Source organism: Ruegeria sp. BH8 (genome assembly GCF_056538065.1).
Genome location: NZ_JBQFSP010000006.1, coordinates 96,199 through 119,919 on the forward strand (window position 1 = coordinate 96,199; position 23,721 = coordinate 119,919).

Annotated in this window: 25 protein-coding genes; 8 read left to right on the forward strand and 17 right to left on the reverse strand. The window is 58.8% G+C overall.

All coding sequences use genetic code 11. The annotated features are described in order from the left end of the window. Window positions 1-43: 43 nt before the first annotated feature. Window positions 44-1,999: an AsmA family protein gene (locus ACR0AD_RS12435; RefSeq protein ID WP_480487621.1), complete on the reverse strand. Its 1,956-nt coding sequence runs from the start codon at window positions 1,997-1,999 to the stop codon at window positions 44-46. A 95-nt stretch (window positions 2,000-2,094) separates the two neighbouring features. Here ACR0AD_RS12435 and rimO point away from each other — a divergent pair, with 95 nt between their 5' ends. Continuing rightward, window positions 2,095-3,483: a 30S ribosomal protein S12 methylthiotransferase RimO gene (gene rimO / locus ACR0AD_RS12440; RefSeq protein WP_480487619.1), complete on the forward strand. Its 1,389-nt coding sequence runs from the start codon at window positions 2,095-2,097 to the stop codon at window positions 3,481-3,483. Between the two features lie 136 nt (window positions 3,484-3,619). Here rimO and ACR0AD_RS12445 read toward each other — a convergent pair whose 3' ends face one another. Next, window positions 3,620-3,808, reverse strand: coding sequence for a hypothetical protein (locus ACR0AD_RS12445; RefSeq protein WP_209504738.1), 189 nt, complete (start codon window positions 3,806-3,808; stop codon window positions 3,620-3,622). A 227-nt stretch (window positions 3,809-4,035) separates the two neighbouring features. On the opposite strand from ACR0AD_RS12445, the gene ACR0AD_RS12450 reads away from it, so the two are divergent. Further along, entirely contained in the window at window positions 4,036-4,278 is a 243-nt protein-coding gene (locus ACR0AD_RS12450) for a CDGSH iron-sulfur domain-containing protein (protein ID WP_480487618.1), read from the forward strand. Here ACR0AD_RS12450 and ACR0AD_RS12455 read toward each other — a convergent pair whose 3' ends face one another. The 5 genes from ACR0AD_RS12455 to ACR0AD_RS12475 all read right to left on the reverse strand — a co-directional run bounded on the left by ACR0AD_RS12455 (window position 4,279) and on the right by ACR0AD_RS12475 (window position 6,215). Next, entirely contained in the window at window positions 4,279-4,539 is a 261-nt protein-coding gene (locus tag ACR0AD_RS12455; RefSeq protein WP_480487616.1) for a DUF6455 family protein, read from the reverse strand. Continuing rightward, complete coding sequence (locus tag ACR0AD_RS12460) at window positions 4,539-4,808, reverse strand: DUF6455 family protein (protein WP_480487614.1); 270 nt, start codon at window positions 4,806-4,808, stop codon at window positions 4,539-4,541. Before ACR0AD_RS12460 ends, ACR0AD_RS12455 begins: the two co-directional genes overlap by 1 nt. A gap of 14 nt (window positions 4,809-4,822) precedes the next feature. Next, complete coding sequence (locus ACR0AD_RS12465) at window positions 4,823-5,074, reverse strand: DUF6455 family protein (RefSeq protein ID WP_267366457.1); 252 nt, start codon at window positions 5,072-5,074, stop codon at window positions 4,823-4,825. A 68-nt stretch (window positions 5,075-5,142) separates the two neighbouring features. Continuing rightward, complete coding sequence (locus tag ACR0AD_RS12470; RefSeq protein ID WP_480487612.1) at window positions 5,143-5,511, reverse strand: YigZ family protein; 369 nt, start codon at window positions 5,509-5,511, stop codon at window positions 5,143-5,145. Beyond that, the gene (locus ACR0AD_RS12475; protein WP_480487611.1) at window positions 5,508-6,215 is read right to left on the reverse strand and encodes a M48 family metallopeptidase; all 708 of its coding nucleotides are present in this window, start codon (window positions 6,213-6,215) and stop codon (window positions 5,508-5,510) included. The genes ACR0AD_RS12470 and ACR0AD_RS12475 overlap by 4 nt, the downstream gene beginning before the upstream one ends. Window positions 6,216-6,336: 121 nt before the next feature. Here ACR0AD_RS12475 and ACR0AD_RS12480 point away from each other — a divergent pair, with 121 nt between their 5' ends. After that, complete coding sequence (locus tag ACR0AD_RS12480) at window positions 6,337-6,576, forward strand: hypothetical protein (protein WP_480487736.1); 240 nt, start codon at window positions 6,337-6,339, stop codon at window positions 6,574-6,576. On the opposite strand, the gene ACR0AD_RS12485 is transcribed toward ACR0AD_RS12480, so the two are convergent. Beyond that, a complete protein-coding gene (locus tag ACR0AD_RS12485) occupies window positions 6,573-6,848 on the reverse strand; it encodes a DUF167 domain-containing protein (RefSeq protein ID WP_480487609.1) in 276 nt (91 codons plus the stop codon). The two genes, ACR0AD_RS12480 and ACR0AD_RS12485, sit on opposite strands and share 4 nt — an antisense overlap. A gap of 134 nt (window positions 6,849-6,982) precedes the next feature. Here ACR0AD_RS12485 and ACR0AD_RS12490 point away from each other — a divergent pair, with 134 nt between their 5' ends. Further along, window positions 6,983-7,561, forward strand: coding sequence for a nitroreductase family protein (locus ACR0AD_RS12490; RefSeq protein ID WP_480487608.1), 579 nt, complete (start codon window positions 6,983-6,985; stop codon window positions 7,559-7,561). After that, window positions 7,558-8,256, forward strand: a complete 699-nt coding sequence (locus ACR0AD_RS12495; protein WP_209504748.1) for an EI24 domain-containing protein — start codon at window positions 7,558-7,560, stop codon at window positions 8,254-8,256. The genes ACR0AD_RS12490 and ACR0AD_RS12495 overlap by 4 nt, the downstream gene beginning before the upstream one ends. A gap of 6 nt (window positions 8,257-8,262) precedes the next feature. Here ACR0AD_RS12495 and ACR0AD_RS12500 read toward each other — a convergent pair whose 3' ends face one another. Both ACR0AD_RS12500 and mce read right to left on the reverse strand, forming a co-directional pair. After that, the gene (locus ACR0AD_RS12500) at window positions 8,263-8,535 is read right to left on the reverse strand and encodes a DUF1467 family protein (protein WP_480487606.1); all 273 of its coding nucleotides are present in this window, start codon (window positions 8,533-8,535) and stop codon (window positions 8,263-8,265) included. Between the two features lie 24 nt (window positions 8,536-8,559). Further along, a complete protein-coding gene (mce, locus tag ACR0AD_RS12505) occupies window positions 8,560-8,964 on the reverse strand; it encodes a methylmalonyl-CoA epimerase (protein ID WP_170346086.1) in 405 nt (134 codons plus the stop codon). A 136-nt stretch (window positions 8,965-9,100) separates the two neighbouring features. Here mce and ACR0AD_RS12510 point away from each other — a divergent pair, with 136 nt between their 5' ends. Then, window positions 9,101-9,820, forward strand: a complete 720-nt coding sequence (locus ACR0AD_RS12510) for a response regulator (RefSeq protein ID WP_480482214.1) — start codon at window positions 9,101-9,103, stop codon at window positions 9,818-9,820. A 180-nt stretch (window positions 9,821-10,000) separates the two neighbouring features. Here ACR0AD_RS12510 and aspS read toward each other — a convergent pair whose 3' ends face one another. From aspS to ACR0AD_RS12530, 4 genes are all read right to left on the reverse strand, one after another. Further along, the gene (aspS, locus tag ACR0AD_RS12515; protein ID WP_480487603.1) at window positions 10,001-11,776 is read right to left on the reverse strand and encodes an aspartate--tRNA ligase; all 1,776 of its coding nucleotides are present in this window, start codon (window positions 11,774-11,776) and stop codon (window positions 10,001-10,003) included. Between the two features lie 79 nt (window positions 11,777-11,855). Beyond that, window positions 11,856-12,527, reverse strand: coding sequence for a CPBP family intramembrane glutamic endopeptidase (locus ACR0AD_RS12520; protein ID WP_480487601.1), 672 nt, complete (start codon window positions 12,525-12,527; stop codon window positions 11,856-11,858). Next, a complete protein-coding gene (locus tag ACR0AD_RS12525) occupies window positions 12,524-13,171 on the reverse strand; it encodes an aminotransferase class IV family protein (protein WP_480487600.1) in 648 nt (215 codons plus the stop codon). The genes ACR0AD_RS12520 and ACR0AD_RS12525 overlap by 4 nt, the downstream gene beginning before the upstream one ends. Beyond that, window positions 13,126-14,253 carry an aminodeoxychorismate synthase component I gene (locus ACR0AD_RS12530; protein WP_480487598.1) on the reverse strand — a complete coding sequence of 376 codons (1,128 nt, stop codon included), beginning with the start codon at window positions 14,251-14,253 and terminating at the stop codon, window positions 13,126-13,128. The genes ACR0AD_RS12525 and ACR0AD_RS12530 overlap by 46 nt, the downstream gene beginning before the upstream one ends. Window positions 14,254-14,431: 178 nt before the next feature. Between ACR0AD_RS12530 and carB the strand changes: the two genes are divergently transcribed. Then, window positions 14,432-17,785, forward strand: a complete 3,354-nt coding sequence (gene carB / locus ACR0AD_RS12535; RefSeq protein WP_480487596.1) for a carbamoyl-phosphate synthase large subunit — start codon at window positions 14,432-14,434, stop codon at window positions 17,783-17,785. A gap of 65 nt (window positions 17,786-17,850) precedes the next feature. Here the strand turns inward: carB and ACR0AD_RS12540 are convergent, their stop codons facing one another. The 3 genes from ACR0AD_RS12540 to ACR0AD_RS12550 are packed head-to-tail and all read right to left on the reverse strand — an operon-like array spanning window position 17,851 to window position 22,411. Next, window positions 17,851-20,898 carry an efflux RND transporter permease subunit gene (locus ACR0AD_RS12540; RefSeq protein ID WP_480487595.1) on the reverse strand — a complete coding sequence of 1,016 codons (3,048 nt, stop codon included), beginning with the start codon at window positions 20,896-20,898 and terminating at the stop codon, window positions 17,851-17,853. Window positions 20,899-20,909: 11 nt separating this feature from the next. Next, a complete protein-coding gene (locus ACR0AD_RS12545; protein WP_480487593.1) occupies window positions 20,910-21,947 on the reverse strand; it encodes an efflux RND transporter periplasmic adaptor subunit in 1,038 nt (345 codons plus the stop codon). After that, window positions 21,944-22,411: a MarR family winged helix-turn-helix transcriptional regulator gene (locus ACR0AD_RS12550; RefSeq protein WP_480487592.1), complete on the reverse strand. Its 468-nt coding sequence runs from the start codon at window positions 22,409-22,411 to the stop codon at window positions 21,944-21,946. The genes ACR0AD_RS12545 and ACR0AD_RS12550 overlap by 4 nt, the downstream gene beginning before the upstream one ends. A gap of 160 nt (window positions 22,412-22,571) precedes the next feature. Here ACR0AD_RS12550 and ACR0AD_RS12555 point away from each other — a divergent pair, with 160 nt between their 5' ends. Next, window positions 22,572-23,696: a beta-ketoacyl-ACP synthase III gene (locus ACR0AD_RS12555; protein WP_480487590.1), complete on the forward strand. Its 1,125-nt coding sequence runs from the start codon at window positions 22,572-22,574 to the stop codon at window positions 23,694-23,696. The last annotated feature ends 25 nt before the right edge of the window (window positions 23,697-23,721 follow it).

Consider the following 23,721-nt stretch of genomic DNA (forward strand, 5'->3'; position numbering starts at 1 on the left):
AACTGCTTGGGGCATATCTGATCGCCCCAAGCGCAACACTTGCTCAGTTGCCGCCAAACAGTTTGAGCAGCCCTTTCTTCGCCTCTTCTTCAAGCTTGTTCTTAAGCGCATCTTCGATCTGATCGCTGTCCGTGATGGTGGTATCCAGCTCGTTTCCAACCTTTTCGAAAACTTTCTGTTTCGCGTCGTTTTCCAGCTCCTTGACCTTCACATCTGCCGCTGCTTCGATGACCTTGGTCAGATCCGGCTTGATTGACGGGTTGCTCCACGGGCCAACGATACGCACAGGCACCGATATGCCCTGCCCCGAATTGGCCCGCAAAGCTACGGGCGTGAACAGATAATCGATATTGCGCGCACCCAGACCCACGATCCCCTGACCATCGGCGCGAAAATTCTTGAGCGACATAAGCAGATCGTTATTCGTCAACACACCCTGATCGATGGCGAAGCTGGCCGACAGGCTGTTGAACACAGTCGTCCCGCCTGATCCGGTCCCCTGCCCCATAAGTCGATCCAGATCGAAACCGGATATTACCCCCGTCCCGACATCCAGATTTCCCTTACCGCTGAGAGAATGCATAATCTGATCCTCAGACTGACCTACACCCAGAAACTCAACGGTTCCTGCCGCGCTTCCCGACAGGCGTTCGACCCCGGCCAGTGTCGACAACGCCTGTTTCAGATCAATCTCACTTGCCGTCACCTTGCCGCCCACGGACAGGCCATTGCGATTGTTGGCAACCACCTGCCCATTCAACTGACCCGAAAACAACGTCGCGGGATGCATGGCAAGAACCGCCCGCGCGCGATCAAGTGTCAGCGTCAGGTCACTTTTCCCAAAGGTCATGCCGGGAACCGCGATTGAGTTGGCCGTCAGGCGAATATTGCCATTCGCCAAAGCCAATGCGGATGCGTCGATTGGGTCTTTTGACCAGCCTTCCTGAACTGGTGACGCAGGTTGAGACGCGCCACCCGACCCGGCGCCGGTTTCGGATATCTTTGACAGGTCAAGATCGCCCGCATCCAACCGTGCGACGATCTGAGGGGGATCGGAAATGGTGATATCCGCCTCTCCGACGAACTGGTTGCCATCCAACTGCGCTGTCATGCTCCGCAGGGAAATCCGACCGTCCCGCGTATAGGTCATTTGTGCAGAGATATCGGCAACGTTACCCAATCCCCACGGCACAGCCACACCCGCCTGACCGAAGGCCGCCAGCATCTTTTCCGTATCTCGGGTGGTGATCTTTGTGGTCCCGTCCATCTCTCCGGCCAGATTGACGTGGCCGTCAAAGCCTATCTCACCACCCGGTGCAGTCAGGGCCAGTTCAAGCGCGGTTACGGACCCTGCGGCAAAAGTTGGCAAGTCCGGGATCTTCAAATCAACCTGAACAGCACCTCCGGGTACAGGCATTGATGCTTCCATTACCATCGGCGCAGTGACCTGAGGCCAACTGGCCGACAAGGTGACATCAGGAAAATCCATCTGCGTGGCACCGTCTTCCACATAGATCAGTCGCGCATTATTTAGCTGCAACTCTTCCAAAGTTACGGCCGACGATGCGCCTGCCGGAACCGTCCCCGCAGACGGTGTGGCAGTCGCGGTGGTCACAGGCGCGCTCAGCTCCCAGTTTCCGCGCCCTTGCGAACGCTCCAGCCGCAGCACCGGGTTTTCCGCGAAAACGCGTTTGATCCGCAGATCCCCATTCAAAAGCGCAGCAGCATCCACGCCCACGGCAAGGCTATCAGCGCTCAGCATCGGCTCTGGCCCAGCCCAGCTGGCGTTCCCAAAACGCACCGGCCCGGTTTCCATACCCAGCACCGGCCAGAACGACAGGCGCACATCGCCGCTCAATGTCAGTTCGCGCCCTGTCTGGGCTTTGACCTGCTCGGCCAGAATCGCGCCAAGCTTGTCGCCGGGCATCAGCAATAGCGCGCCAATGACCAGCCCAACCACCGCCACAACAATAAACAGGATGCGTATCAGCCATTTCATGATCTGCTCTCCGCCTTTTGGCTTGTCTTTACCGCGATCATTCAAATCGCACGTCACATTTGCAAGGGGAAGCTTTCCCCACTATATGCCGCGCCATGACGACGAACCCGCCAAACCTCCGCCCTGACCTGGCTCCGGCCGCCCGGATCACCGAGACACCCCGTTCAAACCAGCCGACGATCGGCATGGTGTCGCTGGGCTGTCCAAAAGCTTTGGTCGACAGCGAACGCATTCTGACCCGGCTTCGTGCTGAAGGATACGGCATTTCGCCCGATTATGCCGGGGCCGATGCCGTCATTGTGAACACCTGCGGGTTCCTCGACAGCGCCAAGGCGGAATCGCTGGACGCAATCGGAGAGGCGCTGGTTGAAAACGGCAAGGTCATCGTCACCGGCTGTCTGGGGGCCGAACCGGATTACATCCGCGAGCACCACCCCCGCATCATGGCGGTCACCGGACCGCATCAGTACGAGCAGGTTCTGGATGCGGTTCACGCCGCCGTTCCCCCTGACCCTGACCCGTTCGTTGATCTGCTGCCCGCCAGCAGCGTTCGATTGACCCCCCGCCACTACAGTTATCTGAAGATCTCAGAGGGCTGTAACCACAAATGCAAGTTCTGCATCATCCCCGATATGCGAGGAAAACTGGCCAGCCGTCCGGCCCATGCGGTTCTGCGCGAGGCGGAAAAGCTGGTCGAAAACGGCGTGCGCGAACTGTTGGTGATCTCGCAGGATACTTCGGCCTATGGGCTGGACCGGAAATACGATGTGAACCCGTGGAAAGACCGCGAGGTGCGCAGCCACATCACCGATCTGGCCCGTGAACTAGGTCAGATGGATGCCTGGGTGCGGCTGCACTATGTCTATCCCTATCCTCATGTGCGCGAGTTGATCCCCCTGATGGCGGATGGCGGGTCCAACATACTGCCGTATCTGGATATCCCGTTCCAGCACGCCCACCCGGATGTTCTGAAACGGATGGCCCGCCCCGCCGCAGCGGCCAAAACTCTGGACGAAATTCAGGCCTGGCGCGCAATCTGCCCCGATATCACCCTGCGTTCGACCTTTATCGTTGGCTATCCGGGTGAATCCGAGGCCGAATTCCAAACCCTGCTGGACTGGATGGACGAGGCGCAACTGGATCGTGTCGGCTGTTTTCAATACGAAAACGTGGATGGTGCGCGCTCAAACGACCTGCCCGATCACGTCCCGGCCGAAATCAAGCAAGAGCGGTGGGATCGCTTCATGGAAAAGGCTCAGGCCATTTCAGAAGCCAAGTTGCAGGCGAAGGTCGGACAAACGCTTCAAGTAATCGTCGACGAAGTGGATGACGAAGCCGCCACCTGCCGCACCAAATCGGACGCGCCCGAGATCGACGGTAACCTGTTCATTGACGAGGGCTTCGAAGGCCTCAAACCCGGCGATATCGTCACGGTCGAAGTGGACGAGGCGGGGGAATACGATCTGTGGGGGAAACCCGTTTGACGCCAGTAACCTGCCCATAATGCCCTCGGGTGAATAGTTACCCCGTACAGCGCAGGTAGCAAAAAACCGCCAGAATGGCGGCGATAACTCCTGAAAATGGTGCAGGCGGTCCGCAATCAGACCGCCTGCGATAAGCTTACTGAGAAACCGGGTTGCAGACAGTCTGACCTGCTTCGGTTGTTGCCAGTTCATAGCCTGCCGAGCAGCTGGCCGAGCCATACTTGTCGTAGTCGGGTTGTACGTAAACAGGGGTCGGTTCTTCCTGCTGCGCACAAGCAGTCAGGACCAGGGCAAATGCGCCAACGGCTGCAAGTTTCAGTTTCATGTCCGTCAATCCTCTATTACTTTTCTGATATTGCCCAGCTTTTCGGGGCCGCCATCAGAATAAGGGTTGAACGGCAATCTGGCAACAGCATCAATCACATCATTGTGAGACAGAGCGATTCCATGCCAGTTCGAAGCCCAAATGATGATCCTTGCGGCATTACAGCTACCTTTTTGTCTGCATCGTCCTAAACTGTGCGACGTTTCAGCCAAAGACGGAGAAGCCACATGTCAGACACACCCGTTATTGCCCAGAAAACCCCTTTTTCAGTCGAGGTTGTCGAAGGGAAAACCTATTTCTGGTGCGCGTGTGGAAAATCGAACCGCCAACCCTTTTGCGATGGCTCACATAAAGGCAGTGGGTTCGAACCGGTGAAATACACGGCCGAGACCAGCGAAAAGGTCTTCTTTTGCGGGTGCAAACACAGTGCAAACGCGCCGCTATGCGATGGAACGCACAAAGACCTTTGATCAACCTTTTAATCGGTTCAGTGTCTCTGAATTTGCACAGAAATCCGGGGCCGTATCCGCTGGATGCTGCCGCTGAGCCAGCCAGCTGGTGCATTGCGCATCACAGCCCGATGCGCGACAACGCGTGACCAGTTTGGCGTATTCTTCGGGCGACAGCCGCCCTTCGGCCATTGCTTCGCTCAGTGAAATTCCCATGCTTCGCGAGACAGAGCGCGTCAACCAAAAGTGCTTTTCGACCTCACCCAGAATATCCCGAGGCATCACGCGTCCTCCGCTTGCAAAGCTTTGATGGCCTTGAAACGCTCACGGTTCGGGCATGTGCATGGGGCATGATCAATCTGTTCGCGCCGTTCCAGCCACTCTGGGCAGGTTCTGGCCCAGGCACAGCCTCGGCATTGCTGCACGATCTCGGCCCAATCCTCATGTTTCAGGTGACCGTTCCGATAGGCTGCGGCCAGGTCGGTTCCTGTGACCTCGCCCATCCGCAGTACCAGGCGCAGGTGGGCCATGATTTCACCGAGACGTGGCATGGCGAACCTGACAGTTAAGGCATCAATTTGTGCAGTAACTCCTGGTTACGGCAATATTCAGGTGTCCGCCCAGCGGTCGCCATTTTCTTAAGCAGATCCTGACAATGATCCGGGTTCGGACAATCGGTACATCGCAGAACTGCGTCAGAAATCTGGTCGACAGATAGCTTGCCGCCAATGGCTGCTTCCTCAAGATCGATGTCCAGCATTCTGGCCATATCGTCCACCAATCCGGCATGAAGCCGCAAGGACTCTCGGGTGGGCATGCTATATCCTTTCCCTTTCGCGCTTTACGAAATCCTAGCGCATCCGGAAGGTCAGACTTTGATACAGGTCAAGATTGGGCGCCGATGTGGTCCAGATAGGCCCGGGTTGCATCCTGAACGCGGCGAAAACGGTCCCCACCCAGCTTTTTGCCTCCGTACCAGCGGGTGACGATGATCACGTGATTGTCCAGCCCTGCACGCTCGATCATCCGCAGGATTACCATACCGGCGCCACTTTCCCCATCATCGGCCTTCAGCGCGCCGGTCGGCAAGGAGGCGGCCCACGTGTTATGTGTGGCCTTGGCATAGGATTTATCGGACTTCAGTTGGTCCAAAACCGCGTCGACGTCCGCGCGTGACGCCACAGGCGCGCCAGATACCGCATATTTCGACCCGCGATCCGTCAAAATCACGCCAAGGCGCACAAGATCGGTCATTGCGTCAGTCCCAGTTGCGTCGCGGTTTCAAGCACGATGTGAACGCGCTGCGCGTTTGGCGGGTGGGTGCCCAGAAACCTGTCACCGGGATCCGGAATGCGATCAAAGAACTTTGCCCCGATCAGCGGGTTGTAGCCCGCATTATGTGTAATGATCGTGCCCATCTGGTCAGCCTCAAGCTCAAAATCCTTCACATAAGCCTGAACACCAACCTGCGCCCCAACTTTCTGGGCCTCTTCTATGTCGGCGGCGTCGCCCCCGCGCAGCTTTTCCGCCTTTCCGAACTCAGTTGCGCTTGCGCTGGCATTTTCGCTTTGCCGTGCGATGTGGCCCAGCACGTGATGGGCCGCCTCGTGCCCCATGACAAAAGCCAGTTCATCTGCATTTTGTGTGGAACGGATCATCGCAAGTGTAAAGATTATGGTGGGTTGCTTCTGGTCGTCCAATGTCTGAAACGCATTGGCCGGCGCACGTGGGTTCAGATCAACGAGAATCCGGAATTCGCATTTCTGAGGCCTTGATTGTTTCAAACACTGGCTGCGAGCCTCGGCCCCAATGTTCTGACTGACTTCGCGAAAGGTCTGGGCAACATCCTCAGAACCCGGCCCTTCACCCAGCCAATCCGCAGCAGGTTGCACGCGCAGTGCACCTTCCGCACAGGCCGCAAGCAGCAGGGGAAGCACCAAAACAAAGCGTCTGCGCATGTTACATCCTTCGGCTCGGTCTGACCGTGATTTCAACATAGTACGTGCTGTTCAGAGTGACCACACAATGCTTTGAAACGAACGTCTTGCATTGCGCATCGACGGCTTGCACTCTGTCCTTATGTTTTCGATTGAGCATGAATTCGACTCGACGGTCATAACGCTTGTGGACGAAGGTGAAAAACCTTTGCAGGAAGATGTTGTGATCAACAATTTCGCCGAATGCGTCACGCTGGAACAGTTTGATCCGCGAACCGACCAGGTGCAAAAGATCACCTTGTCGCCCGAACAGGTCCGCGATCTGGCCGCAGCGCTGGACCTGCCCGAGGGAGTTTACCAGATCCGTGAAACGGGATCTTAGGGCGCATAGACAAAAACCTTGCTGCGCGAAGTTTGCCCCTGCTTGAGTGACAGCGTCGAAGGCGCGACGCCAAGACATTTCGCAAGAATTACCTGAACCGCATGGTTGGCTTTACCACTGTCAGGCGGTGCCGTGACAAATACCCTGATCTGCCCGTCTTCCACAACCACCCGGTCGCGTACAGCCTTGGGAGTTACTTTCAGATGAAACGTTGTCCCGGCGTGCGCCTGCGCGCTGAGATCCGGCAGATCACGTAGTTTGGATTTCGCCATTGTCGCCCCTTCCCTCAATAGTCTTGCATGATGGGCGGTGGAATGAAATTGATCCACGCGATCCGTCGCCGCGCCCTTGAAACCCTCGGCATGCCGACCAAGATACAGAGACGTGATGTAAAGGAAGTTAACATATGTCCATGAAAAACCCCGCTGCTCTGGAGTTTTTGCAGTCGCGCCGGTCCCGACCTGCCAAGACACTGGTTGCCCCGGCCCCGACACCGGACGAGTTGCGCCCCTTGTTGATCGCAGCTGCACGCAGCCCCGATCACGGAAAACTGGAACCCTGGCGATTTATCGTTCTGGAACAGGGGGCCATGGCAAGACTGGCAACCCTGACCGAAACCTGCGGGCAAAGGCTGAAGAAAAGTCCGGAAGATATTGCAAAAGCACGCAGCCAATTTGACATGGGACATCTGGCCGTAGCGGTGATCGAAGTACAAAAACCGTCCGAAAAAATACCTGCAATCGAACAAACCTATTCTGCGGGCGCGGTCTGTCTTGCCTTGCTGAATGCCGCGCTGGCCGCAGGCTGGGGTGCAAACTGGCTATCGGGTTGGCAAACCCATGACCACGACTTCTGCGTCGACGCCTTTGGACTTGCTGACAACGAACGCGTAGCCGGGCTGATACATATCGCCACCGAAGGAACAGCCCCACCCGAGCGCCCGCGGCCCGATGTGGCGGCCATAACGGAATGGATCACAGAATGATCATCCTGAACGCCTTCTTCAGCGCGCTAAGCCAGATCGGAGATCCCAAGTTCCGCGCCGTTCTGCTGCGCGGTGTAGGTTTGACCATCCTTTTGCTGGGTCTTGCCTGTGCGGGTGCGATCAGTTTGATCAACTGGTTGTCGGGCAGTGAAATCTCTCTGCCGTTCGTCGGCGCAGTGCCATGGCTGAACGACGTTCTGAACTATTCAGGTATCGTTCTCGTCCTGATCCTGCCTGTTTTCCTGATGGTGCCGGTGGCGTCAGCCATCACATCGATCTTTCTGGACGAAGTGGCACAAGCGGTCGAGGACAAGCATTTTCCGGCCTTGCCACCTGCACGACGCATCCCGGTGTCAGAGGCCCTGATGGACGGCCTCAGCTTTCTTGGCGTGCTGATTGTCGCAAACCTGCTGGCGCTGATCCTTTATGCGATCTTCACCCCGTTTGCGCCCTTCATCTTCTGGGCCATGAACGGGTTCTTGTTGGGGCGAGAATACTTCACGCTGGCTGCAATGCGCCGGATCGGGCGGGATGGCGCACGCCAGTTGCGGGCCAGGCATTCGACCACGATCTGGGTCGCTGGAACGCTGATGGCCATTCCGCTGTCGATACCGCTGTTGAATCTGGTGATCCCGATCCTTGGCGCGGCGACATTCACCCATATTTTTCATGCTGTGTCAGGCCAAAAGGTCTGACACAGATTAGCGCGGCTCCAGTTGGTTCAACCAGTCGAAGTCCCGCACTGAAATTGCACCAGATATGATGATCCCGGCAATGATAGCCCACAAAACCACTGCAATGGCGGTGGTGATCCACATCTTAGCCTTCAGATGATGGACTTCCGGCGCGCCCGCATGGGTGCCCGGAACGATATCGTTCAGGTCACCCTGAGTTTTGATGCGAATGGGCAGAACCACAAGCAACGTCATGAACCAGATGACGGCGAACAACACCAATGCAGCGGTAATGGTCACTTCAGGCCCTCCGGGTTTTGCGGATCATACCTGTTCCAGCTCGACAAGGCAGCCGTTGAAGTCCTTAGGATGCAGGAACAGCACCGGTTTGCCATGCGCGCCGATCTTGGGCTCACCCGACCCCAGAACACGGGCGCCAGTCGCTTTTAGATGATCACGGGCGGCGATGATGTCTTCGACCTCATAGCATACGTGATGAATACCGCCTGCCGGGTTCTTTTCCAGAAACCCGTTGATCGGGCTGTCGTCGCCCAGCGGGTACAAAAGTTCGATCTTGGTGTTGGGCAGTTCGATGAACACAACCGTGACGCCATGATCCGGTTCGTCCTGCGGCGCGCCAACCTTGGCGCCCAGCGCATTGCGGTATTGCTCGGATGCCGCCTCAAGGTCGGGTACGGCGATGGCAACGTGGTTCAGACGTCCAATCATGTCTCACTCCTGATGTCCTGCGTTGCGTGGGTTATGGGGGCTGCTCTGCGAAAGAACAAGTGCGCCAAATCGCGCGTTAACGTCGTGTTAGCCAGAAGTTCCTAGCGTGAAGCATCTGCTGGATAGGAGAGCTGCCATGGACGATTCGGGCCTCATTGCCACCACCGCCGCCACGCCCACCGCAACGCGGCCCTTGCTGGGACAGACAATTCTGGTTGTTGAAGACAGCCGATATGCCTGCGACGCGATCCGCCTGATGTGCCTGCACAGCGGCGCACGTATCCGACGCGCTGACTGCCTGAAATCGGCACGGCGACACCTGCAGATCTATCGCCCCTCGGTCATTCTGGTCGATATGGGCCTGCCCGACGGGTCCGGAGCTGACCTGATCGCCGAACTGGCCGAAGCTTCACCACGGATCAGCGTGATCATGGGCCTGTCGGGCGATGACACTACCGAAGGTCTGGCGTACGCAGCCGGAGCGGATGGATTTCTGTCCAAGCCGATAAAATCATTGTCGTATTTTCAGAAGTCCATTCTGGAGCGCCTGCCCGAGGATCGACGCCCAAGCGGGCTCCACTCGGTTCGCGACGAAGTCATCCGACCCGACCCGATGGCTTATCAGGACGACATGGCGCATATCGCCGATGTCCTTACCGGGCCCAACGATCATCGCGCATGGGATTACGCTGCCCAGTTCCTGCAAGGGGTCGCACGGGAAGCCGATGACAGACCGTTGGCAGAAGCCGCCCGAAAGCTGGCGCTGTCACGAGCGAACGGTGCACCAATCACGGCGCAGGCAGCGCAGGTCGCCGGCATGGTGCAGAACCGTTTGGAACAAAGAAAGGCGATTTGACGTGATTGCAGCCTACTTCATCACCGCGACGCTTCTGTGCATCTGGGCCTATCGCCAAACACGGCAGACTGCGCGCTCTATTCGGGTCAACCGGGGCGATCTGAACAACCCGCTGGACTGACCCGCGAGTATTCGCTGGCATCAAAATGAAACCGCCCGCTTGATGCGGGCGGCTCTCGTTCAGTCCTGCGGAATAAGGCGCAAGCCCAGTTCCATCAGCTGATCTGACGTCGGGTCCGACGGCGCATGCATCATCAGGTCTTCGGCCCGCTGGTTCATCGGGAACATCATGACCTCGCGGATATTGGCCTCATCCGCCAGCAACATCACGATCCGGTCGATTCCAGCAGCGCATCCACCGTGTGGCGGCGCACCGTAGTGGAAGGCATTGAACAGGGCCCCAAAGCGGGATTTCACTTCGTCCTCGCCATAGCCCGCCAGTTCAAAGGCTTTCAACATGATCTCCGGCTTGTGGTTCCGGATCGCGCCCGAGACCAGCTCATACCCGTTGCAGGCCAGATCGTATTGATAACCACGTACGTCCAGCGGATTGCCCTGCAGCGCGTCCATGCCGCCTTGCGGCATCGAAAACGGGTTGTGCTCAAAGTCGATCGCGCCGGTTTCTTCGTCTTGTTCGTAGATCGGGAAATCAACGATCCAGGCAAAGGCAAAGCGGTCTTTCTCGGTCAGGCCAAGCTCTTCCCCGATCACGTCGCGCGCCTTGCCTGCAACCTTTTCAAAGGTTTTCGGCTTGCCGCCCAGGAAAAACGCCGCATCGCCGACACCCAGACCCAATTGCTGACGGATAGCCTCGGTCCGCTCGGGGCCGATGTTCTTGGCCAGCGGGCCTGCGGCTTCCATCCCTTCGCCCTGATCGCGCCAGAAGATGTAGCCCATCCCTGGCAGACCCTCTTTCTGGGCAAATGCGTTCATGCGGTCACAGAACTTGCGGCTGCCACCGGTTGGCGCGGGGATAGCGCGAATTTCGGTGCCTTCCTGTTCGAGCAGTTTTGCAAAAATCGCGAAGCCAGACCCGCGGAAGTGGTCAGAGACCACTTGCATTTTGATAGGGTTCCGCAGGTCGGGCTTGTCCGTGCCGTACCACAGCGCCGAATCCTTGTAGGAAATCTGGGGCCACTCCTGATCGACCTTGCGGCCACCGCCGAACTCTTCGAACACGCCGGTCAGAACGGGCTGGATCGTGTCGAACACGTCCTGCTGCTCGACAAAGGACATCTCGAGGTCAAGCTGGTAGAAATCGGTGGGTGAGCGGTCGGCACGCGGGTCTTCGTCACGAAAGCAGGGCGCAATCTGGAAATACTTGTCGAAACCCGACACCATGATCAGCTGCTTGAACTGCTGCGGGGCTTGCGGCAACGCGTAGAACTTGCCCGGATGCAGACGCGACGGCACCAGAAAGTCGCGCGCGCCTTCGGGCGAGGATGCGGTGATGATCGGCGTCTGATACTCGCGGAACCCCTGATCCCACATACGCTTGCGCATGGAGGCCACAACGTCCGAGCGCAGGGTCATGTTTTGCTGCATCGCTTCGCGGCGCAGGTCGAGGTAGCGATAGCGCAGGCGTGTTTCCTCGGGGTATTCCTGATCGCCGAACACCATCAGCGGCAGTTCCTCGGCGGCCCCCAGAACTTCCAGCTCGCGCACGTACACCTCGATCTCGCCGGTGGGCAGCTTCGGGTTCACCAGTTCGGCGGCACGCGCTTTGACAGTGCCGTCGATGCGGATGCACCATTCCGAGCGCACTTTCTCAAGCTCGGCAAAAGCCGCGCTGTCGCCGTCGCACAGAACTTGTGTCACACCGAAATGGTCGCGCAGGTCGATGAACAGGACGCCCCCGTGGTCTCGGACCCGATGCACCCAACCGGACAGGCGAACGGTTTCACCGACATTAGCGGCGGTCAGTGCGGCGCAGGTGTGGCTGCGATAGGCGTGCATGGATCATATCCCTTCGGGCGCAGAATTCGTCGCGCCGATACACCCTGTCAGGCCCGGAAAGTCAAGGCGGGTCGCCCTGTCAAAATGGCCTTTGCACGTTGCCTGAGTAGAAATAGACACCCAGCCCGACCGCAAAGATGATATTGCCCGCAATCGCGTGCAACAGCACCGCATAAAAGAACGAGCCGCGCTGCCTGTAGGCCCATGCAAACAGCAGCCCGCCCGCAAATGTCATGAGGGCGACAATCCAACTCCAATACATCAGATGCGCGAACGAGAAGATGGCAGCATTCAGCACATAAGCCGCGCGCCCATCTGGCAGGATCGCGTGATAACGCCGGAAGAACAGTGGGCGGAACAGCAGTTCCTGAGGCAGTGCAGACAAAACAGGATAACCGATCCAGATAAGCACCAGCATCTCAGGGCGGTGTATCAGCAGAAGAAATGCGGCGTCGGGGCGTGTCACCTGAATCAGCCCGACGCAAAACACGGACATGAAAGCGGTAAACAGCACAACTTCGCGAAGTGACCAGTTGGCCCAATCATAGCGCAGCTCGGCCCATTGAAAGCCCGGTGTCCAATGCAGCAGCATGATCCCCAACCCGGTCAGGGCAAACAGTGCTGGAAACATCCAGTTCGGTGGAAACAAAACCGCGATGATCAGGGGCAGGACAATATAGAACAGGCCGAACTCAACCCTTAACCGCGGCAATGCAACCGGTGGTCCGACCATCGCGCTGTCTTTGGTCACGTGTCCATCAGCTCCACCCGGATCAGCCCACGCAATGAATTGCCCATGTAGGCAGTTTGTGCATTTTTCAGGTCGCTCAGGGTCAGCACGGCCTCGGACACCGTTCCTTTATCCAGTAATTCTTCGCGCAATATGCCCGGCAACAGACCGCTGGACAGTGCAGGTGTCAGAATACGGCCGTCCTGCTTTTCGATGAAAAGGTTGCTGATGGTGCCCTCACACAGCTCATCAAGCTCATTCAGGAATAGCACCTCGTCTATGCCATCCGTCAGCGCGGCGCGAGTATTGTCGTAAAGGGCGCGGCGGCTTGTCTTGTGACGCAGCCAAAGATCATTGGATGCCAGCCGCTGTTCGGACAGGGCGATGCGCCAGACCGGGGGATTGTTGGCCAGAACCCCGGTCGTCAATTCGAACGCACCCGATGCGTCCAGTGTAAGGCGGCACCGCAAGGGAGTGTCGCCCAACGCGCCATCCAGCGCGGCGGTCGCTGCATCCGGGTTAAAGGTAAGGCCAAAGGCCGCAGCGGTTCGGGCCATGCGCGCAAGGTGACGGTCTTTTCGGACAAAGCCCTGACCTGGCCGAAATGCCAGCGTTTCGATCAGGCGGAAATCAGGCTCAGCTGGCGGGCGAAGCGGGCTTTCCATAGCGCCTCCTCATATTCTGCCGGGGCGGTGCTGTCCCAGACAAGGCCCCCGCCCACGTTCAGGGTGGCCTGATCGTCTTCCAGCATCAGCGTACGGATGGCCACGTTGAACTCGGACCGGCCATCAGGCGCGGCCCAGCCGATGGTGCCACAATAGATGTCGCGCGGCCAGGGTTCCAGCCCGGCCAGAATTTCCATGGCGCGAATTTTGGGGGCGCCCGTGATCGAGCCGCAGGGAAACAACGCCATCAATATATCGCTGAGCCCTGCGCATTTGAGCAACTGGGCACGGACAAGTGAAACCATCTGATGCACGGTCGCATAGGTTTCGACCTTAAACAGTTCAGGTACATGAACGGAACCGGGCAGCGCGACACGGCTGATATCGTTGCGCAGCAGATCGACGATCATCAGGTTTTCCGCCCGGTTCTTTTCGTCCGTGGTCAGAAACGACCGGCGCCGCATATCCTCATCCGGGTCTTCGCTGCGCGGCTGGGTACCCTTCATCGGTCGTGTTTCGATCTTTCCATCCGCGTCTGTGCGGAAGAACAACTCTGGCGAGCGACTGAGCAGATCCGGCAACCCGACCTGCTGCACCAGCGCGCCATGCCCAACAGGCTGCCCCGCTGCCAGCGCCGCATAAAGGGCTTCACTGCTGCCCGAGACGGTCAGATCAATCGGAAAGGTCAGGTTCGCCTGATAGATATCGCCTGCACCGATGGCATCATGCACCAGTTGAAAGGCTTCGCCATAACGCGCCTCATCCCAGCGCGGCTGAAACGCGCGCACCTCACCCGCGGGCGTTGGTAAAGCAACCCGATCCGGCGCGCCGTAGACCCCAAAACACAGCAGGGGCAGCCGACGCGATTCCGGCAAAAGATCAATCAGCCGGGGTTCAAGCACATATCCAAGTTCGTAACTTGCATAGCCAGCCAGCCACGCCCCGCCCGCGCGCTCCTCATCCAGCGCCGCCAGAGCCTGAGGCACGTCCTCCGCCGTATCCGCGCGGATAATCCGAGCCGGGCGCTGAAACCGGGTTCCGCGACCGGCTGGTCCCTGATCAAAACGAATACGCAACTGCATCCTCTTTTGCCGTGAAGGGCGATATAGAGAATACTCTGGCAGGGGAAAGGGGGGAAAGCGGCAATTTCGCTTCTGTTTCCGATACCCCTTGAACCTTTCTGCGTGGTCCCTATAACGCACGACAATTTGGGCGCTTGGGCGGCGCCCGCGACTCGTGCAAAATCGAAGGGGCCAGGCCATGCCGAAGAGAACCGACATCAAGTCGATCATGATCATCGGGGCGGGTCCCATTGTTATCGGTCAGGCTTGCGAATTCGACTATTCCGGCGCTCAGGCCTGCAAGGCCCTGCGCGAAGAAGGTTACCGGGTTATTCTGGTCAACTCGAACCCTGCGACAATCATGACTGACCCCGGACTTGCCGATGCCACCTATATCGAGCCGATAACGCCCGAGGTCGTCGCCAAGATCATCGAAAAGGAACGCCCTGACGCCCTGCTGCCCACAATGGGCGGGCAAACCGGTCTGAACACCTCGCTCGCGCTGGAAGAGATGGGGGTGTTGGACAAGTTCGGTGTCGAGATGATCGGTGCCAAACGCGACGCCATCGAGATGGCCGAGGACCGAAAATTGTTCCGCGAGGCGATGGATCGGCTGGGGCTGGAAAACCCCAAAGCCACCATCGTGACCGCCCCCAAGAAGGCCGACGGCTCTGCCGATCTGGACGCAGGTGTTCAGATCGCTCTGGACGAGCTGGAGGAAATCGGCCTGCCTGCCATCATCCGCCCGGCCTTTACCTTGGGCGGCACAGGCGGCGGCGTGGCCTATAACCGCGAGGATTATATCCATTTCTGCCGCTCGGGCATGGATGCCTCGCCTGTCAACCAGATCCTGGTCGATGAAAGCCTGCTGGGCTGGAAAGAATACGAGATGGAAGTGGTGCGCGACACCGCCGACAACGCCATTATCGTCTGCTCCATCGAAAACGTCGACCCAATGGGCGTGCACACGGGTGACTCGATTACCGTGGCCCCTGCCCTGACGCTGACCGACAAGGAATACCAGATCATGCGCAACGGCTCGATTGCCGTCCTGCGCGAGATCGGGGTGGAAACCGGTGGCTCGAACGTGCAATGGGCAATCAACCCCGATGATGGCCGCATGGTTGTGATCGAAATGAACCCGCGCGTGTCGCGTTCATCGGCGCTGGCCTCCAAGGCGACGGGTTTCCCTATTGCCAAGATCGCCGCGAAACTGGCCGTCGGCTACACGCTGGACGAGCTGGACAATGACATCACCAAGGTCACGCCTGCGTCGTTCGAACCTACCATCGACTATGTCGTCACCAAGATCCCGAAATTCGCGTTTGAAAAATTCCCCGGCTCTGAACCCTACCTGACCACTGCAATGAAGTCAGTGGGTGAGGCGATGTCCATCGGGCGCACCATCCACGAATCCATGCAGAAGGCGCTGGCATCGATGGAATCCGGCCTGACTGGGTTTGATGAGATCGAAATTCCGGGGTTGAGCATCGGCCTGTGGGATGAGGTCGAAAGCAGCGATGACAAGGCGCATGTCATCAAGGCGATCAGCAAGCAGACCCCCGACCGCCTGCGCACTATCGCACAAGCCATGCGTCATGGCCTGAGCGACGATGAAATCTTTGGCGTCACCAAGTTTGACCCCTGGTTCCTGGCCCGCATTCGCGAGATCATCGAAGCAGAACGCACCGTGCGCAAGGACGGTCTGCCAGTGACCGAAGAAGGCATCCGCAAGCTCAAGATGCTGGGCTTCACCGATGCGCGTCTGGGCAATCTGTCAGGCCGCAGCGAAGATAACGTGCGCCGCGCCCGCCACAATCTGGGCGTTACCGCGGTCTTCAAACGCATCGATACCTGCGCTGCTGAGTTCGAAGCGCAAACCCCCTATATGTACTCGACCTACGAAGCCCCTATGATGGGCGATGTCGAATGCGAGGCACGCCCAAGCGACCGCAAGAAGGTCGTTATTCTTGGTGGTGGTCCGAACCGGATCGGTCAGGGGATCGAGTTCGATTATTGCTGCTGCCACGCCTGCTATGCGCTAACCGAGGCCGGGTACGAAACCATCATGGTCAATTGCAACCCCGAGACGGTCTCGACCGACTATGACACCTCGGACCGTCTGTATTTTGAGCCGCTGACCTTTGAACACGTCATGGAAATCCTGACGAAGGAACAGGAAAACGGCACGCTGCACGGTGTGATCGTTCAGTTCGGTGGTCAAACACCGTTGAAGCTGGCCAACGCGCTCGAGGCCGAGGGCATTCCGATTCTGGGTACCACGCCGGACGCAATTGACCTGGCCGAAGACCGCGAACGGTTCCAGGCGCTGGTCAATGAACTGGGCCTGAAACAGCCCAGAAACGGCATTGCCTCGACCGACGAAAAGGCGCTGGAGATTGCGGAAGAGATCGGTTTCCCGCTGGTCATCCGCCCCTCTTACGTTCTGGGCGGTCGCGCGATGGAAATCGTGCGCGATATGGATCAGCTGCGACGCTATATCAACGAGGCCGTTGTGGTCTCGGGCGACAGCCCCGTACTGCTGGACAGCTATCTGGCCGGCGCGGTCGAACTGGACGTAGACGCCCTGTGTGACGGCACCGACGTTCACGTCGCGGGTATCATGCAGCACATCGAAGAAGCGGGCGTTCACTCGGGCGATTCCGCCTGTTCGCTGCCGCCCTATTCGCTGTCGAAAGAGATCATCGGGCAGATCAAGGAACAGGCGTTCAAGCTGGCCAAGGCGCTGAATGTCGTTGGCCTGATGAATGTGCAATTCGCGATCAAGGATGATGAGATCTATCTGATCGAAGTGAACCCGCGCGCCTCGCGCACCGTGCCGTTTGTTGCCAAGGCCACCGACAGTGCGATTGCGTCGATTGCGGCGCGCGTCATGGCGGGCGAGAAGTTGGCCGATTTCCCGATGCGCCCGCCCTATCAGGAAGGCAAGGACACCAAGATCGCGGACCAGATGACGTTGGCCGATCCGGATATGCCCTGGTTCTCGGTGAAAGAGGCCGTCATGCCCTTCGCCCGTTTCCCCGGCGTCGACACCATCCTTGGCCCGGAAATGCGCTCGACCGGCGAGGTGATGGGCTGGGACCGTGACTTCCCACGCGCGTTCCTCAAGGCGCAGATGGGCGCGGGCATGGTGCTGCCGTCCTCTGGCCGTGCGTTCATTTCGATCAAGGATGCCGACAAGGGCAAAGCCATGCTGGAAGCGGCGCAGGTTCTGGTTGATCAGGGTTTCACGCTTGTGGCCACGCGCGGCACGCAAAGCTGGCTGGACGAACAGGGTGTTGCCTGTGACGTGGTGAACAAGGTGTACGAAGGCCGCCCGGATGTGGTGGACATGCTGAAAGACGGTCAGGTGCAGCTGGTGATGAACACCACCGAAGGTGCGCAGGCGGTTGAGGACAGCAAGGCCATCCGCTCGATCGCGCTGTATGACAAGATCCCGTATTTCACCACCGCAGCTGGGGCCAATGCCGCAGCACTGGCGATTAAGGCACAAGCTGAGGGCGACGTTGAGGTGAAATCGCTACAGGGGTAAAGACCCCTGACCCAAATGAAAAAGCCCCAGAGGAAACTCTGGGGCTTTTATTTATTTTCAATGCCTTACGCAGGCGCCTCCGTCGTTTTCTTTCGTTCGTCACGGGCGAAGAACAGCAGGTAAAACACCGGTGCCGCAACCATTGTCAGCACGGTGGCAAATGCCAGACCGCCCATGATCGTCACTGCCATCGAGACGAAGAACGCATCCGTCAGCAGTGGCGCCATGCCCAGAATGGTCGTGACAGCCGCCAGCATGACGGGCCGCAAACGCGACACGGATGCTTCGATGATTGCCTCGCGCAGGGGCTTGCCGGTGGCGCGGACCAGATCGATTTCCTCGACCAGAACAATGCCGTTCTTGATCAGCATGCCCGACAGGCTGAGCAGGCCCAGAAGTGCCGTAAAGGTGAAGGGCAGTCCTGTTCCCAGCAGGCCGATTACCACGCCGTTCACGGACATCGGCACCAGCAGCCAGATGATGATCGGCTGGCGGATCGCGTTGAACAATAGGACCGAGATCAACACCATGATCAGCAGGCTCAGCGGCAGTTGTCTGCCCAGGCTTGCCTGCGCGTCGCGCGAATTTTCGAACTCACCGCCCCACTCCATCTTGTACCCGGGCGGCAATTCGATGGCCTCGATGGCGTCTCGCACTTCGGCGTGGACCTGTGCCGCTGTCAGGTCGGGCGGGATGTCGGCGCCGACGGTGATAGTCAGAACCCGATCACGACGGTGAACCAGCGTATTGAGCGTTTTGTACTCGAATCCATCCACCATTTGTTCAATTGGTACAAATTTTTCCGACTGGTCCGAGTACACGACCTGATCGACGATCGAGTAATCTCCGTCCGCAGGTCGGCGCAGGATGATCGGGATCAGGCGGTCGCGCTCGCGGAACACACCACCCGTAATGCCGTCGGTCGAGAATTGCAGGGTGGCGGCGATGTCTTCGCGTGTGACACCGGCTGTCTGCGCCCGTTCGGTGGCATAGATCGGTTGCAGCGCCAGTTCCTGTTCGCGCCAGTCGTGATGAACCAACAGCGCGTTCGGGGATGCGGCTGCCATGCGCTGCACCGCCTCATCAGCAAGCTGGCGCAGCACGACCGGATCGCTGCCCGAGAAGCGGGCCTGAATCGGATCACCACCGCCGGGGCCAAAGACCAGACGCTTGGTGCCGAACTCACCTTCGGGGAACTGGACGGACCCAAACGCCTCAAGGTCCGCTTGCAGCGCCGGGATGTCGTCCAGGCTTGCTGTGCGGATGACCATGTGCCCATAGCTGGGATTCGGCTTTTCGGCTGAATAGGTCAGCATGAAACGGGTAGCCCCCTGGCCGACAAAGGTCGTGACCGAGACGACGTCGTCGCGGGCTGCCAACCACTCTTCGAACACCGCCATGTCTTCGGCGGTTCGTGCAATCGGTGTGCCCTGCGGCAGTTTGTAGTGCACGAAGAACAAAGGCGTGTTGGAGTTGGGGAAGAACTGCTGTTTCATCAGCCCAAACCCGGCATAGCACACCACGGTTACGCCGACGAGACCAGCAACAACCAGCCATCGGAAGCGCAGCGCAAAGCGCAGGATCGCACCATAGGTGCGGAACAGGAGGCCGCCGTAAGCGTCGATCTCGCCTGCTTTGCCCTGTTTGAAGAAGTAATGCCCCAATAGCGGCGTGACGGTGATCGCCAAAACCCAGCTGAGCAACAGTGAAATGCCGATCACGGCGAACAGAGAGAACAGGAATTCTCCGGTTGCATCCGGGCTGAGGCCAATGCCCGCAAAGGCCATGATGCCGATCACGGTCGCACCCAGCAGCGGGATCTGGGTTTTTGACGCCACATCCTCGGCCGCATCGCGCGAGGACTGGCCGCGCAGCATGGATATCTGCATTCCTTCGGCCACAACGATGGCGTTGTCCACCAGCATCCCCATGGCGATGATCAGGGCACCCAATGAGATTCGCTCCATCTCGATTGAGAAGAGCGACATGAACAGAAGCGTGCCGACAACGGTCAGCAGCAGGGTCGAGCCGACAACAATGGCCGCGCGCCAGCCCATGAAGATGCCCAGAACGGCGACCACGATGGCCACCGACATGGCAAGGTTCACGAGAAAGTCGTTCGAGGCCTGTTCGACCACCACATGTTGCTGATAGATCGGCAGGATTTCGACACCGAAGGGAATGCTTGTGTTCAACTCCGCGAACTTTGCATCAGCACGTTTACCAACTTCGACAATGTTTTCCGTGGCCAGACCCGCGATACCCAAGGTGAAGGCCTCGGTCCCGTTGTAGCGGATGATGATGTCGGGGTCGTTCTGACGGGCGCGATAGACATCGGACATGTCAAAGAGGTTGATCACCTGCCCTTGTGAGCCAACAGACAGACCCGCAATGGCCGACACACTGTCCGACCCTTCGGCCGTCAGGATGGTGGTCCGGTCATTATCAGAGCGCAAGGACCCTGAGGAATTGACCGAATCCGCGTTGGCGATGGCCTGGTTGATTGCTTGCAGCGGGACATTCTGGTTCACCGAAATCGCCAGATCGGGTTCGACAAAGATCGCCTCGTCCGGCAGGCCCTGAACCTCGACATCCGCAACGCCGTCCACGGTCAGCAGTTCCCGCCGCAGGAACGTTGCCAGTTCGTGCTTTTCGGCGTCCGAGAACCCTTGGGCGGTCACCGCATAGAACAGGCCGAACACATCGCCAAACCCGTCATTCACAAACGGTTGGCCGACGCCCGATGGCAGGCCGCGCGCGGCGTCGCGCACCTTGGCCCTGAGCCGGGTCCAGATGGCAGGCAGTTCGGTGCCGTCATATGTCGACTTGATCTCGACCTCGATCAGGGACCGTCCGGGTTGATTGACAGAGGTGATGACGTCCACCTCGCCCATCTGCTGTATAGCGGATTCCAGCGGTTCCGATACTTCCAGCGCCACCTGTTCGGCAGTGGCACCGGGGTATTGCGTGGCGATGACCGCGTTTTTGATTGTAAAGGCCGGGTCTTCCAGACGGCCAAGCGATGTGAACCCCCAGATGCCCCCAATGAGGGCAATGAGGATGACCAGCCATGTGTAAAGCGGCCGGTCGATTGAGGCGCGGGCGATATTCATCTGTCAGCCCCTCAGTTCGCGAAACCGGCAAACCGGCGCACCGTCTGACCATCCGTCAGCACAGCGCCCCCGGCCACAACGACCTCATCCCCGTCAGACAGGCCCGTCAGCACCCGGACATCGCCGGTTTGCGTGGGCTCGATGGTCACCGGGACGCGGCGCACGGTGCCCTCATCCGCCCCGACCGGGGAAAACACCATGACGTTCAGCGCGCCGTTTGCGTCGGCGATCACAGCGGTTGCTGGCACGATGATGCCAATGCGGTTGTCCTGCACCTGAACATTGACGGTAACAGAGGAACCGGGAAGGATCAGCAACCCCTCGGGCGGGGTCAGGCCGAACTGGATGCGGAAGGTTTGACCGACGCTGGAGGTTTCCGCGTCGAATTCACGGATTTCCAGCGGGAAGACTTCGTCACTGGCAGGAAATTTGGCGGTGATCGTTCTTTGATCAGTCTGGCCGGAGCGTTGAAACAGGATCTCGGGCACGTCGACCACAATGCGCAATTCGGACATGTCGTGGATGCGGACGATGGGCGTGCCCGCCGAGACGGTGGTAAACGCCTCGACCGAGCGGCTGGAGACCAGCGCGTCAAAGGGCGCGGTCAGCGTGGCGTGTTCCAGTTCATATTCCGCGTCGCGCAGGGCGATCGCGGCCAGCTGCGCCTCGGTCTCGGCATCGTCTACGGCCACCTGGCTGGCGGTTGTACCGCGCAGGCGCGACAGGCGTGCGACCGTGCGGTCGGCCTGTTCCTTTTGCAGCCGCGCCCGATCAAGGCGCAGCTCGAACGGTTCCTGATCCAGACGGGCAATCAGGCCATCCTTGGGAATCACGAAGCCTTCGTTGATGGGCATTTCGACAATCTGGCCCGCAACCTGAAAGGCCAGATCAACGGTCTGGCGCGCGGCGACGCGGCCAAAGAACTGCCGCGTGAAACCCGGCGCGGTTTCGCGCACCTGCATGAGTTTCACCGGTTTCGGGGTATCTTGAGCGGCAATCGGGGTTGCCAGAATGGCCAGTGCAAGGCCCAGAGAGGTCAGGAGTTTCATTTCTTCAATCCCTCAGGAATTCCCGTTTTCAATACGTTGTCGCGGATTTTGCGCGCCAGTCGCGCGAATTCGGCAGTTTCTTGTTCGTTTAGGCCCGAGGCCCTGTGAAACAGGTCCCCGGCGGCGGCGACCAGCATGTTGCGGGCCTCTTCGCCCTGCTCTGTCAGCACCAGCAACCAGGCGCGGCGGTCTTCGGGGTCACGCCGCCGCGTCAGGTAGCCCGCTTTTTCAAGGGCATCGGCTGTGGCGGTGATCGTTGACGGGACGCTTAACATATCAGCGGCCAGAACGCCCATGCGCTTGGGCTGATCCAGTTTGATCAGCATGTGGCATTCCGGGTGGCTCAGGTCTGTTTCGATACAGTCGAAGGTCTCTTCCAGTTTCCAGTACAGGGCATAGACGCCCATGATCGCCTGAATCTCGGGGCTGAGGCGGCCCAGTCTGGCGCTGATATCGTCGGGCATTGGGGGGTCTCCGCGCGGGTTACGGGGCGATATACTTCAATTTCTGAACTATTCAAGATATGAAACTGCGCCCAGGAACGAATTCCCTTAGGTCAACATATCTTGATCAAATCACGCCATGACTGCATTTTGGGCGAATCCGAAACATTCAGGACCCGCCATGTATACCCCCGCCATCACCGGTACCGGTGTCTTCACCCCGGAAAACGTCATCACCAACGCCGAGCTTGTTGAAGCGTTCAACGCCTATGCCGACAAGCAGAACGCGAAGAATGCCGAGGCCATCGCAGCCGGGCAGATGGAGGCGATGCAGCATTCCTCGGAAGAGTTCATCGTCAAGGCGTCGGGCATTCAGAACCGCTACGTGATGGACAAGTCCGGGGTGCTGAACCCCGACGTGATGCACCCGACGCTGCGCCAGCGCAACGATGACGAGCCCGGGATCATGACCGAGATGGCAGTGGATGCCTGCAGGAAGGCGCTGGCGCAGGCGGGGCGTTCGGCGGCGGATGTCGATCTGGTGATCTGCGCGGCCTCGAACCATGAACGCGCCTATCCGGCGATTGCAATCGAGATTCAGCAGGAACTGGGCATCGACGGGTTTGGCTTTGACATGAATGTCGCCTGTTCTTCGGCCACGTTCGGCATTCAGGCGGCGGCGGATATGGTGCGGTCCGGTTCGGTGCGCGCGGCGTTGGTGGTGAACCCTGAAATCTGCTCGGGCCATCTGGAATGGCGCGACCGGGATTGTCACTTTATCTTTGGCGATGTGGCAACGGCAACGTTGATCGAGCGGATCGAAGACGCCAAAGGCCCGCATTTCGAAATCCTGTCGACCCGCTGTGCCACCGCCTTTTCCAACAATATCCGCAACAATAACGGGTTCCTGCGCCGGTCGCGCCCCGATGGTGTGATTGACCGCCGCGACATGCAGTTCATGCAGAACGGCCGGAAGGTGTTCAAGGAAGTGTTGCCGATGGTCAGCAAGCATATCAGCGACCATATGGAGGCCGAAGGGGTCAGCAATACCGACCTCAAACGCCTGTGGCTGCATCAGGCCAACAAGACGATGAACGACTTCATCGGCAAGAAAGTTCTGGGCCGCGAACCCGAGGCGGGCGAGCAACCCAATATCCTTCAGGATTATGCGAACACCTCATCCGCAGGGTCGATCATTGCGTTTTCGAAATACTCTGACGATCTGCAAGAGGGTGATCTGGGGCTGATCTGTTCTTTTGGGGCCGGGTATTCGGTTGGATCGGTGATCGTGAAGCGTCACGCCTGATCAGCATTCCGCAAAGCGCGGACGG

Coding starts and splice junctions, on each gene's coding strand:
- ACR0AD_RS12435 (WP_480487621.1), bottom strand. CDS start 1,999: ATGAAATGGCTGATACGCATCCTGTTTATTGTTGTGGCGGTGGTTGGG.
- rimO (WP_480487619.1), top strand. CDS start 2,095: ATGACGACGAACCCGCCAAACCTCCGCCCTGACCTGGCTCCGGCCGCC.
- ACR0AD_RS12445 (WP_209504738.1), bottom strand. CDS start 3,808: ATGAAACTGAAACTTGCAGCCGTTGGCGCATTTGCCCTGGTCCTGACT.
- ACR0AD_RS12450 (WP_480487618.1), top strand. CDS start 4,036: ATGTCAGACACACCCGTTATTGCCCAGAAAACCCCTTTTTCAGTCGAG.
- ACR0AD_RS12455 (WP_480487616.1), bottom strand. CDS start 4,539: ATGCCTCGGGATATTCTGGGTGAGGTCGAAAAGCACTTTTGGTTGACG.
- ACR0AD_RS12460 (WP_480487614.1), bottom strand. CDS start 4,808: ATGCCACGTCTCGGTGAAATCATGGCCCACCTGCGCCTGGTACTGCGG.
- ACR0AD_RS12465 (WP_267366457.1), bottom strand. CDS start 5,074: ATGCCCACCCGAGAGTCCTTGCGGCTTCATGCCGGATTGGTGGACGAT.
- ACR0AD_RS12470 (WP_480487612.1), bottom strand. CDS start 5,511: ATGACCGATCTTGTGCGCCTTGGCGTGATTTTGACGGATCGCGGGTCG.
- ACR0AD_RS12475 (WP_480487611.1), bottom strand. CDS start 6,215: ATGCGCAGACGCTTTGTTTTGGTGCTTCCCCTGCTGCTTGCGGCCTGT.
- ACR0AD_RS12480 (WP_480487736.1), top strand. CDS start 6,337: ATGTTTTCGATTGAGCATGAATTCGACTCGACGGTCATAACGCTTGTG.
- ACR0AD_RS12485 (WP_480487609.1), bottom strand. CDS start 6,848: ATGGCGAAATCCAAACTACGTGATCTGCCGGATCTCAGCGCGCAGGCG.
- ACR0AD_RS12490 (WP_480487608.1), top strand. CDS start 6,983: ATGTCCATGAAAAACCCCGCTGCTCTGGAGTTTTTGCAGTCGCGCCGG.
- ACR0AD_RS12495 (WP_209504748.1), top strand. CDS start 7,558: ATGATCATCCTGAACGCCTTCTTCAGCGCGCTAAGCCAGATCGGAGAT.
- mce (WP_170346086.1), bottom strand. CDS start 8,964: ATGATTGGACGTCTGAACCACGTTGCCATCGCCGTACCCGACCTTGAG.
- ACR0AD_RS12510 (WP_480482214.1), top strand. CDS start 9,101: ATGGACGATTCGGGCCTCATTGCCACCACCGCCGCCACGCCCACCGCA.
- aspS (WP_480487603.1), bottom strand. CDS start 11,776: ATGCACGCCTATCGCAGCCACACCTGCGCCGCACTGACCGCCGCTAAT.
- ACR0AD_RS12525 (WP_480487600.1), bottom strand. CDS start 13,171: ATGGAAAGCCCGCTTCGCCCGCCAGCTGAGCCTGATTTCCGCCTGATC.
- ACR0AD_RS12530 (WP_480487598.1), bottom strand. CDS start 14,253: ATGCAGTTGCGTATTCGTTTTGATCAGGGACCAGCCGGTCGCGGAACC.
- carB (WP_480487596.1), top strand. CDS start 14,432: ATGCCGAAGAGAACCGACATCAAGTCGATCATGATCATCGGGGCGGGT.
- ACR0AD_RS12540 (WP_480487595.1), bottom strand. CDS start 20,898: ATGAATATCGCCCGCGCCTCAATCGACCGGCCGCTTTACACATGGCTG.
- ACR0AD_RS12545 (WP_480487593.1), bottom strand. CDS start 21,947: ATGAAACTCCTGACCTCTCTGGGCCTTGCACTGGCCATTCTGGCAACC.
- ACR0AD_RS12550 (WP_480487592.1), bottom strand. CDS start 22,411: ATGCCCGACGATATCAGCGCCAGACTGGGCCGCCTCAGCCCCGAGATT.
- ACR0AD_RS12555 (WP_480487590.1), top strand. CDS start 22,572: ATGTATACCCCCGCCATCACCGGTACCGGTGTCTTCACCCCGGAAAAC.